This is a genomic window from Microbacterium sp. HMWF026, from assembly GCF_003061325.1.
Lineage (GTDB): Bacteria > Actinomycetota > Actinomycetes > Actinomycetales > Microbacteriaceae > Microbacterium > Microbacterium testaceum_E.
Map to the genome: position 1 here is coordinate 1 of NZ_QAJB01000248.1, position 6,479 is coordinate 6,479.

General features: G+C 71.2%; 6 protein-coding genes. 5 read left to right on the forward strand and 1 reads right to left on the reverse strand.

Going from position 1 to position 6,479, the window contains the following annotated elements:
- The first annotated feature begins 275 nt into the window (after nucleotides 1–275).
- The 5 genes from DBR36_RS09750 (at nucleotide 276) to DBR36_RS09770 (ending at nucleotide 5,842) form a co-directional block, all read left to right on the forward strand.
- A complete protein-coding gene (locus tag DBR36_RS09750; RefSeq protein ID WP_108318929.1) occupies nucleotides 276–1,493 on the forward strand; it encodes a HupE/UreJ family protein in 1,218 nt (405 codons plus the stop codon).
- 128 nt (nucleotides 1,494–1,621) lie between these two features.
- Nucleotides 1,622–3,613, forward strand: a complete 1,992-nt coding sequence (locus DBR36_RS09755; RefSeq protein WP_108318931.1) for a metallophosphoesterase family protein — start codon at nucleotides 1,622–1,624, stop codon at nucleotides 3,611–3,613.
- A gap of 62 nt (nucleotides 3,614–3,675) precedes the next feature.
- Entirely contained in the window at nucleotides 3,676–4,743 is a 1,068-nt protein-coding gene (locus tag DBR36_RS09760; RefSeq protein WP_108318933.1) for a WxL protein peptidoglycan domain-containing protein, read from the forward strand.
- A gap of 83 nt (nucleotides 4,744–4,826) precedes the next feature.
- Nucleotides 4,827–5,459 carry an acyl-CoA synthetase gene (locus DBR36_RS09765; RefSeq protein ID WP_108318935.1) on the forward strand — a complete coding sequence of 211 codons (633 nt, stop codon included), beginning with the start codon at nucleotides 4,827–4,829 and terminating at the stop codon, nucleotides 5,457–5,459.
- A complete protein-coding gene (locus DBR36_RS09770; RefSeq protein ID WP_108318937.1) occupies nucleotides 5,456–5,842 on the forward strand; it encodes an amino acid transporter in 387 nt (128 codons plus the stop codon). The genes DBR36_RS09765 and DBR36_RS09770 overlap by 4 nt, the downstream gene beginning before the upstream one ends.
- A 210-nt stretch (nucleotides 5,843–6,052) precedes the next feature.
- On the opposite strand, the gene DBR36_RS18320 is transcribed toward DBR36_RS09770, so the two are convergent.
- Nucleotides 6,053–6,479: zinc-binding dehydrogenase (locus DBR36_RS18320; RefSeq protein ID WP_258222697.1), on the reverse strand; the 427-nt coding region annotated here is incomplete at its 5' end.

Genomic DNA, 6,479 nt, shown 5'->3' on the forward strand with positions numbered 1-6,479 from the left:
GGGGCGGGGGCCGTGGCGGGGGCGAAACCGGCCGCCGGCGAACCGATCGCGGCCGGAGCCGCGCGCATCGACGACCACCCCGGCTGGGGTGCGCACCCGGCGAGGACCGCCGCCATCGCGATCGCCGCCACCATCGAGACCCTGCTCTTCACCCCCTCACCCTGGACGACGCGGTTGACGAGCGGGCGAACGACGGGCGGACGTTCCGTTGCCGTTCGCCCCACCGCGGGCAACCGTTCACACCCGTCGCGCACGCTTCGGGCGGAAAGGTGTCCATGTCCGTTCTTCTCCGGCGCGTCCTCGCTCGCGTCCTTGTGTTCGCCGCCGCCCTCGCGGCTCTGGTCTCGCTCGCCGCACCCGCCGCCGCGCACGGCTTCCAGTCGGTGGTGTACGCCGACCTGGCCGGAGACGGCCCGGGCGTCGTGCGGGCGCAGCTGCAGCTCGAATACGACCTGCTCGTGGTCTCGGCGGCCGACGCCGAGCGCGACGACCCGCTCTACCAGGACGGCACGGCCGCCTTCGACGACGGCGATGCCGACGCGCAGGCCGCGGCCCTCGTCGCCCACCGCGACACCGTCGCCGCCTATGTGGGGGAGCGGTTCCGCGTCGCCGCGGCCGGAGAACCGTGCGCTCCCACGATGGCCGATGACGTGACCATGACCTGGCAGGACGGCGCGCCCTACGCCGTCGTGACGGTGGACTACGCCTGCGGCCCGACCGAGAACGGTCACGAGGTCACCGCCGGGCTCTTCGCCGACGACGAGGGGTTCGTGAAGGACACCAAGACGATCCTCACGTACGCCCTGGATCTGCACGAGGGCAGCACGGTCCTGGATGCCGAGCACTCGGCGTTCACGACCGCGCAGACGCCGCTCGAGCGCTTCTGGGAGTTCTTCCGCCTCGGCGCCGAGCACCTGCTCACCGGGATCGACCACATCCTGTTCCTGCTCGCCCTGATCGTGGGCTCGCGGCGGCTGCGCGAGGTGGTCATCGCCGCGACGACGTTCACCGTCGCGCACTCGGTGACGTTCATTCTCGCCGCCACGGGCGTGGTGGCCGCGCCGCCCGAGGTCGTCGAGCCGACCATCGCCCTCTCGATCGCGGTCGTCGGCGCCTGGTACCTCTGGCGGCTGTGGCGCGGCGGCCGGGTCGACCAGGACCTGTCCCACGCGCACGGCTTCCTGCGCCTGGATCGCGCGGGCTGGCTGCGCGTGGGCGTCGTGTTCCTCTTCGGTCTGGTGCACGGCCTGGGCTTCGCCTCGGCGCTCGGGATCGACGAGCCCTGGTCGTGGACCCTGTTGTGGTCGCTGCTGGTGTTCAACGTCGGCATCGAGGCCGTGCAGATCGGCATCATCGTCGTCGTCTTCCCGCTGCTCGTGCTCCTGCGCCGTCGCGCACCCCGCATGGGCATGTGGGCGAGCGCGCTGCTCGCCATCGCGGTGACCCTCGCCGGCCTGGTCTGGTTCGTGCAGCGGGTGCTCGGCATCGAGTGAACGTGTTGGCCCTCCCGATACGTGTGCTGGGTCAACTATTCACGCGGATGTCACCCAGCGGGCGGAGCGTGGGGAGCGCTCGCGACCGGCGGGCCTGCATCACGACCCTCCCCAAAGAACGGACACCCATGTTCCTCATCGCATCGACGGAGCACGCCGCGCGCACGCGTCGCCGTGTCTCGTGGATCGCAACCGCCGCGATCGGCGCGTCGCTCGTACTCTCGGGCACCGCGGCCGTCCCGGCGGCGATGGCCGACACCACGGCCACCCTCTCCGGCGTCATCCTCGGCGTCGGGGCGGACGAGACCCAGCGCATCGTCACCTGGTACTCCTCGGCCGACACCGCCCAGACGGTCCAGGTCGCCCCGACCTCGACCCTCGTGAACGGCCAGTTCCCCGCGTCGGCGACGACGTTCTCGGCATCCGGAACCGCCAACATCGCCTCGAGCGGCGGCTTCAACCGGCACGCGACGATCACCGGCCTGGCCGAGAACACGGCGTACTCGTACCGCGTCGGTTCCGAGGGCAACTGGTCGTCGACCTCTGCCTTCACGACGCAGTCGTTCGAGGGCGACTACGACTTCCTGTTCTTCGGAGACCCGCAGATCGGTGCGTCGGGCGACCTGGCCAAGGACCAGGCCGGCTGGCAAGAGACGATGAACGTGGCCGTCGGGGCGAACCCCCACGCCGAACTGCTCGTCTCGGGCGGTGACCAGGTCGAGACCGCCAACACCGAGGCCCAGTGGAACGCGTTCCTCGCGCCCGACCAGCTGCGCCAGTACCCGTGGGTCGCCACGATCGGCAACCACGACGTGGGCGGCAAGGCCTACGAGCAGCACCTCTACACGCCCAACACCGACCGCTCGGGCGCCTACTACCGCAAGGGCTCGGGCAGCACCGGCAACGAGTCCGGCGGCGACTACTGGTTCATGTACAAGGACGTCCTGTACATCGACCTCAACAGCAACAGCTACGCCACCTCGCAGGGCGGCGGCGGTGACGAGGCGCACATCGCGTACGTGACCGACGTCGTCAACAAGCACGGGGCGGATGCCAAGTACACCGTCCTCGTCTACCACCACGCGATCTACTCGCCGGCGGATCACGCGAAGGATGCCGACAACAAGGTGCGCCGCGTCGACTTCCCGACGGCGTTCTCGAAGCTCGGTGTCGACCTGGTGCTCCAGGGCCACGACCACAGCTACTCGCGCTCGTACGAGATCAAGAACGGCGCCAAGGCCAACCCCGACGAGAAGCCCGGCCAGGACGAGGTCTTCGAGGGTCCCGGCGGTGTGGTCTACGTGACCGCGAACACGGCATCCGGTTCGAAGTACTACGACATCACCGCCCCCGACAACAGCGGGACGAGCGGTGCCGGGAACGGTGCCGACCCGCTGAACCCGGCCAACTACTGGTACAACTCCGTGCAGAACCAGGAGCACGTGCGCTCGTACGTCAAGGTCCAGGTCAAGAAGGACCAGCTGGTCGTGCAGAACATCCGCTCCGGAACCTGCGACGCGCCCAACGCGGCCGTCGAGCTGAAGAAGGTGCTGTGGTGCGGTCCCGAGAACGGCGCGAAGCCGGCCGAGGCCGTGGGCACGATCCAGGACGAGGTCACCATCCACCCCAACCACGGCGACGGCCAGGACATCCAGGTCGACGTCCCCACCGGCGCGCCCGGTGAGTTCGGGTGGACCATCAACGGTCACAACGGACTGGTCGACCTCGGCACCGCCGAGGAGAAGAACCTGCAGTACTTCGAGGCCACCGGACAGATCAACCCGATCACCGTGACCGACACCCGCCGCAGCAAGGCCGCCTGGTCGGTCTCGGCGTCGGTGGGCGACTTCGTCGACAACGGCAAGACGTTAAAGGGTTCGTTCCTCGGCTGGACGCCCAAGGTCGTCACCCCGGGCGCCGGGGCCGTCGCGGGTGCCGCGGTCGGCTCGGGCTACGACGGTGGCGACGGTCTGGCCGTCTCGCGGGTGCTCGGTTCGGCCCCCGCGGGCCACGACCGCAGCGCCGGTGTCGTCGGCGCCGACCTCGACCTGAAGGTCCCCAACTCGATCGACAAGGGAAGCTACCGCGCGACCCTGACCCTCACCGCGCTGGCCGGCTGACCAGCGAACCGCGCCGGCGGGGAGCCCCGCTCCCCGCCGGCGTCCACCCGAAGGACCCCATCATGATCCGCATCCCCCTCCTCGAGCGCGTCGGTGCCGTCGTGCTCGCCGCCGCCGTCGGCGCGGCCGGTCTTCTCGCCGCCGCCCCCGCGCAGGCCGCGACCGACGATGTCACCTGGACCGTGCGCACCGCCTCGAACGCCCTCGGCGACGACCGCACGAACTACGCCTACACGCTCAACCCCGGCGCGCACCTCGACGACGGGATCGTCGTGGCCAATCGCGGCACCGAGCCCGTCGAGCTCGAGGTCTACGCGGCCGACGGGTACACCACCTCGACCGGCGCCCTCGATCTGAAGGTGGCCGGCGAGCAGTCGGTGGGCGTCGGCGCCTGGGTCTCGGTGCCGCAGACCCACGTGAGCGTCGCCGCGGGTCAGACCGTCGAGGTGCCCTTCTCGGTCGACGTCCCCGCCAACGCCACCCCCGGCGACTACGCGGGCGGCGTCGTGACCTCGCTCACCGTCGCCGACGCCGGTGCCAACGTCAACGTCGACCGGCGCCTCGGCATCCGCACCGGCATCCGCGTGGGGGGCGATCTCGCCCCGGCGCTCGCCATCGACGACCTCGCCGTGCGGTGGGACGGCGGTGTCATCCCGTTCCTGTTCGGTGACGCCACGGTGCACTACCGACTGCACAACACCGGCAACGTCTCGCTCAGCGCCGACGAGACCGACGCCGTCACCGGGCCCTTCGGTGCGGCCCGCGCCGAGGCGACGCCCGAGGCGGCCGCGCCGACGCTGCTGCCCGGCGACGCGTGGGAGCGCGACGTGCGCCTGCCCGCCGTCGCCGCGATGGGCGTGCTGTTCGCCTCCGTCACGGCCACGCCCGTGGTGACGGATGCCGCCGGCTCCACCTCGACCCTCGACCCGCTCGTCGCCTCGACGATGGGCTGGGCGGTTCCCTGGCCGCTCCTGCTGGTCGTCGCCCTCATCGTCGCCGCCGTCGTCTTCGGACCCCGGCTGCTGAGGAATCGCCGCCGCCGTCGTCAGCAGGCCGAGGATGCCCGCGTGGCCGCCGCGGTCGAGCGCACGCTCGCGGAGCAGCATCGCGAGCGCGCGCTCGTCGACTGATTCGTCATCGAGGTTCCCCGGGAGGCGCCCAGGCACCGAGGAATAGACTGGATGCCATCGACACCGTCTCTCGGGGACCCTCCGTGACCACTCCCTCCGCCGCACGCTCCTTCGACGCCCGCCACCTCCAACTGGCGCGCGCGCTCTTCGCCGCGCTCGCGGCCGTCATGGTCACGTTCTCGTCCGACCACTCGGCCCCGCTGGGCCTGGGCGTCTTCAGCGGTTTCGCGCTCGCGACGGGCCTGGTGTTCGCTCTCGCGGCCTGGCTCATCGCCCCGCGCGGCGAGCGGACGATCCCGGTGCTGCTGGCGTCGGTGTCGCTGCTGGCCGGATTGCTCGCGAGCGTCGCGTCCTGGCGCACCACCGGCATGTTCTTCGGCCTGGTGATCTCGTGGGCGATCCTGACGGGACTCATCGAGCTGATCGGTGCGCTGCGCGACCGCAAGGCGGGACGCACCGCCGGCGCGCGGGACGGCGTGCTCATCGGCATCCTGAGTCTGGTCCTGGGTGCGGTGCTGCTGCTCACCCCGGCGCAGTACGCCCTCAATTACGACATCACCGGCGCGGGTTCGTTCACGCTGACCGGGATCACCATCGCCGTGGGACTCTTCGGCGGGTACGCGGCGGTCGTCGCCGTGTTCCTCGCGATCGCCGGCTTCTCGCCGCGCCGCCCCGAGCCCGTTCCGGCCGTACCCTCCGAGGAGGCCGCGTCATGACCGACAAGCCCACCACCCGCCGCGACCTGATGAAGCCCGTCCAGCTTCTGGGCCTGGCCTTCGGCGCCGCCCTGTTCGCCGGGTTCATCACGCTCATGTCGATGGGGTTCTTCCAGGCCCGACCGGCGGATCAGATCCAGCGCGCGCTCGTCGTGGGCCTCGTCGCCGCCGGCGCGACCTTCATCGTCGTGCTCGTGAGCGTCTCGCTCATGCTGCTCGCCGTCGACCCGGCCAAGGTCACCAAGACGGTCGACCGTCCGCTGCTCCTGCCCAAGGAGGCACCGGATGCCACGACCCCCGGCGCGGGTGCCGACGCTCCGGCTCCGTCGGAGAGCGCGGTTCCGCCGCGGTCCGACGACACGGGCAGCGCTCCGCGCTCCTGACCCGGTCCGCGGGGTCTGTCGTCGCGGTCGAGCCCCGACCGGACCGTTGCGGGACGCCGCCTTCCCGCCCGCGCGCTTGTCAACGCGTCCGCGTTGACCCGGCCCTCGTCCCGATTTTGGCGACTCATGTCCCACATTTTGCGGTTCGGGGCGGCCCGGAGTCGCCAAAAATGGGACATGGGGATGCTGCCCACCCCGCGGGGCGACCCCTCAGGCCCGCCGCGGATCGATCATCGTCATGCCGGCCGGTGACGCCGTGTCCATCGTCGCCAGCATCGACGCCGCCTCGCCCAGCCCGACGACCCGTTCGATCAGCTCCTGCGGACGCAGCGCTTCGCTCTCGATGAGCGACAGCATCTCGGGGTAGTCGACCGCGGCCATGCCGTGGCTGCCGAGCAGGTCGAGCTCCCATGCGATCACCCGCGCCATCGGCATCGACGTCATGCCGTCGTCGGTCGGCAGCAGGCCGATCTGCACGTGACGGCCGCGGCGACGCAGGCTCAGCACGGCGTCGCGCGCGGTCTGGGCGCTGCCCACGGCATCCACCGAGACATGGCTGCCGCCGCCGGTGATCTCGTGCACCGCGGCCGGGACGTCCGTGTCGCCGGCCCGCAGCGTGTGCTCCGCGCCCAGGCGG

Coding starts and splice junctions, on each gene's coding strand:
- DBR36_RS09750 (WP_108318929.1), top strand. CDS start 276: ATGTCCGTTCTTCTCCGGCGCGTCCTCGCTCGCGTCCTTGTGTTCGCC.
- DBR36_RS09755 (WP_108318931.1), top strand. CDS start 1,622: ATGTTCCTCATCGCATCGACGGAGCACGCCGCGCGCACGCGTCGCCGT.
- DBR36_RS09760 (WP_108318933.1), top strand. CDS start 3,676: ATGATCCGCATCCCCCTCCTCGAGCGCGTCGGTGCCGTCGTGCTCGCC.
- DBR36_RS09770 (WP_108318937.1), top strand. CDS start 5,456: ATGACCGACAAGCCCACCACCCGCCGCGACCTGATGAAGCCCGTCCAG.